This is a genomic window from Cellulomonas septica, from assembly GCF_012396155.1.
GTDB lineage: Bacteria > Actinomycetota > Actinomycetes > Actinomycetales > Cellulomonadaceae > Cellulomonas > Cellulomonas septica.
Genome location: NZ_JAAXOY010000820.1, coordinates 1 through 1,348 on the forward strand (window position 1 = coordinate 1; position 1,348 = coordinate 1,348).

Annotated in this window: 1 protein-coding gene; it reads right to left on the reverse strand. The window is 75.6% G+C overall.

Annotated features, from left to right (window positions below):
- On the reverse strand, window positions 1-807 hold an 807-nt coding region (locus HGA02_RS21520; protein ID WP_168681045.1), incomplete at its 3' end, for an ANTAR domain-containing protein.
- Window positions 808-1,348: the final 541 nt, after the last annotated feature.

Consider the following 1,348-nt stretch of genomic DNA (forward strand, 5'->3'; position numbering starts at 1 on the left):
CCGTTCGGGACGCCCGTGGTCGTCGCGTCGGGCACGTAGGACCCGACCGGGCCGGGCACGACCGGGGGCGGGGTCACCGTGCCGGTCGAGGTGGCGCGCACGTCGGACACGCGCAGCGTGATCGGGGACGCCGCCGACGACGCGGGACGAGACGGTGAGACCGTGGGCCGGCGGGGCCGCAGGGGCGGCGGCCGCCTCCTCGCCGAGCGACTGGAAGAACAGCTCGTCGAGCTTCGCACGTGAGGTCGGCGCGAGCCCGCCCGCGGTCTCGACGGCGGCGACGAGGCGCTCCGCGAGCGCGAGGAGGCGCACGTTGCGCTGCTGGGAGCTCCACCGCAGCAGCTCGAAGGCGGCGTCGCCGTCGATGCCGTAGACGAGCATGAGGACGCCCTTGGCCTGGTCGATGACCGCGTGCGACTCCAGCGCCTGGTGGAGCTGGAGGTTGACCGCGTCGGCGACGGTGGCGCGCTGGCTCACGCTCACGTCGACGAGGAAGCCGCTCACGGTCGGGCCGTCGGCGGTGTCCTCGCGGCCGCCGCTCAGGGTCACCGCACGCTCGTCACCGGCGAGGTCGACCAGCACGTAGTGCTCGCCGAGCGGGGTGCCGTCGCGCTCGCACGCGTCGAGGGCGGCGGCGACGCGGTCGCGGTGGTCGGGGCGCACGTGGCGCAGGAACAGGTCGCGCGTGGGCACGACCTCACCCGCCTCCATGCCGTGGATCGCGAACATCCCGTCGGACCATCGCCAACGGTCACCACCGGCGGAGAACTGGTACTGGCCGACCTGAGCCTCGTCCTGGCTGTGCACGGCGCCTCCACGCGGCCCCGGCGGCCGCCGGCAAGAGCTCCGGGCTGACTTCCCAACCCGATCCGGCGGACGGTCTACGGCCGTCCCACCGGTCGAGGTTAGTGCGCACCCGTCGGACCCGCGCGCGGAGGCCGGCGGCGGCCCCCTGCCGAGGGAGTCGGCCGACCGCCGAGCCGCGGTGAAGGTGCAGGTCACGAACCTCCACGCGAGCGCACCGGACGTGCACGACCCCTTCGCCGTGATCAGGTCCACACCGGGACGGCGCGGTCCTAGCGTGACGCACATGACCGGCACAGCCGCCTCCCAGACTCCGCCCGCGCTCCCCTCACCGACAGTCCGCCCGGGTCCGCCCGGCCCGCTCCTGGGCCCGCCGCCTCCGCCGGGACCGTTCGGCCGGGCGCTGTCGGCCTTCCGCTGGGACGGTCGGGGCGCGGCGTCGCTGCCGGTGCTCGCGCTGGTGACCGGGGTGGGCGTCACGGTCGCGGTGATGGTCGTCGGTCACCAGCCGGGGCTGGGCGTGGCGCTCGGCGGGCTGGTGGCG